Below are 1,641 nucleotides of genomic sequence, written 5' to 3'. Positions count from 1 at the left end.
CCAGCGACTAGTGAGACCTCCTTCGCCTCCGTACGATAAGTCAACATCGACTTAGTTATTTTAGGAAGGCCGACTAAAAGCGGGCCAGCGCTCAGGCGTCGGCATACCCCTATGAAGGGGCATGTTTCCTTTTCGCTCTTCAAGCATAAGATTCACTAAGATTTTTACATTCGTAAAAATCAAGATCATCTAAACTCCTACGGGGACTGTTCGGTTAAAACCGCCGCTTTGCAGAGCAACACCGAACCACCTGGCATGGCCGGGCGCAGTCAGTACGTCGCTAAACGGGCGCTTGCGCTTTTGTTCTTAAATGATTAACAAGCATTAAGTACATTAACTGAATGTCATATACTTTATCTATGACTTTGGTATAGAATTGGTTTTGTTATGTCTTTTAATTGCTGATATATTTCATCAGGCAATTCTTTTTCCAGGTGTAGATTGGTATTCTCATGAACTTGTTCGATGGAACTTGCTCCAAAAACAGCCGTCGTTACTGCAGGGTGCTTGAGAACGTATTTTAAAGCTAATTCATGGATACTATAAGTCGTACCAGCTAAATAAGAAAGCTGTTTGGAAATGGCGTCCAGTTCCTCGGTTGTGTAATCCAAGTAGCCCTGATCTCCCTTTTTGGCAATTTGAACTTTGGAGTTATTGCTTAACATTCCTTTTGCAAGCGGGCCTCTCGCAAGTACACTTATTTGATTGTGATGTAACAATTGAAGCGTTTCTTCCTCAGGACGGCGATCCAGTAAACTATATTGGGTCATAACTCCATCTATGGAAGAGTGTTCGACATATTTTCGAATAACGTTAGGGCGGATGGAAGATATTCCATATGCACGAATTATTCCTTCTTGTTTTAACTGTTCAAAGGCTTCAATGGTTTCTGATATGGGATCTTCGATGGTACCGCCATGGAGCATATAGAAATCTATGTAATCGGTGTTTAAACGACGTAAGCTGTCTTTTACTGCCTTTTGGATATATTCCTTTGACGGATCCCAATACCAGTCTTTCGTTTCTTTGTTAAAATGGTTCCCAACTTTTGTAGTAAGAATGATGCTGTTTCGTTTATCACGTATAACTTCACCAATGATTTCCTCATTTAAACCAAAATCATATAAATCAGCAGTATCCAAATGATTTATTCCTTGATCAAGGGCGCTTTCTATTATTCTTTTGGCTTGATTTTTATTTGTACCAAGAGACATGCAGCCTAAAGTGAGTTCGGAAATATATAAATCAGATTTGCCCAACTGTTGCTTTTTCATTATATCCCTCCTATAATTCATCATTTGTTTTCTATCTTAATACATCCAGTGCGAAGAAGAAAAGCAAATGATTTGTCGCTTTTGAAGAAGCACTGCCCCATCTTAAAGCCCGATTAAGTTAAACGAACAGCATCAGAGGGCAAACCACTGATTGATGGGACACTTTTATGGTAAAATAGAAAATAAGCTGTTTTATAAGATAGGGACTAGATTACATGTCCGCCGAAAAGGAATATTGCTTTTTACAGAATGCGAATTAGTTTAATTTGAGATAATACTACCGCTACGGAAATACACTACGCGCACCTTAGGGCGGCTGGTGAGCCCCCTCGTGCTAACGCGTCTTTAGGGGTCTCATCGATGCCAA

Annotated in this window: 1 protein-coding gene; it reads right to left on the bottom strand. The window is 40.2% G+C overall.

What is annotated here, in order from left to right; translation table 11 throughout:
- Positions 1-353 precede the first annotated feature (353 nt).
- On the bottom strand, positions 354-1,274 hold the full coding sequence (locus GMJ66_RS05335; protein WP_156289309.1) for an aldo/keto reductase: 921 nt from the start codon (positions 1,272-1,274) through the stop codon (positions 354-356).
- Between the last annotated feature and the right edge of the window lie 367 nt (positions 1,275-1,641).

Source organism: Oceanobacillus salinisoli (genome assembly GCF_009733865.1).
Taxonomy (GTDB): domain Bacteria; phylum Bacillota; class Bacilli; order Bacillales; family Amphibacillaceae; genus Oceanobacillus; species Oceanobacillus salinisoli.
The sequence above is the reverse complement of the archived record's forward strand: the minus strand, read 5'-3'. Positions and strand labels throughout refer to the sequence as shown.

What these genes read in the sequence shown, in the direction of transcription:
- GMJ66_RS05335 (WP_156289309.1), bottom strand. Translation starts at nt 1,274, where the DNA reads ATGAAAAAGCAACAGTTGGGCAAATCTGATTTATATATTTCCGAACTC.